Annotated in this window: 1 protein-coding gene; it reads right to left on the minus strand. The window is 77.6% G+C overall.

What is annotated here, in order from left to right:
* Positions 1 to 263 (minus strand): zinc-binding dehydrogenase (locus tag DW309_RS17520; protein ID WP_168387314.1); only part of this gene is annotated, 263 nt, incomplete at both ends.

Genomic DNA, 263 nt, shown 5'->3' on the forward strand with positions numbered 1-263 from the left:
GACCCGCGAGGAACGCGACCGCGTCGGCGAGGTCCTGCGACGTGTAGTTGTGCACCCCGGCCACGGTGACCAGGCGCCGCACCACGGCCTCGGCGTCCACGGGCACCGGCTCGGCGGGGAACACGCTGCCGACCAGCACGACCGTGCCACCCACCGCGACCCCGGCCAGCGCCTCCGCGACCGCGTGCCCCGACGCCTCGATCACGACGTCGGGCTCCCGGTCGAGCGCGGTGGCCCCGAAGCGCGCGGCGAGGGCCCGTCGC

The organism is Microbacterium sp. K41 (genome assembly GCF_004794395.1).
In the GTDB taxonomy this organism is placed as follows: Bacteria; Actinomycetota; Actinomycetes; order Actinomycetales; family Microbacteriaceae; genus Microbacterium; species Microbacterium sufflavum.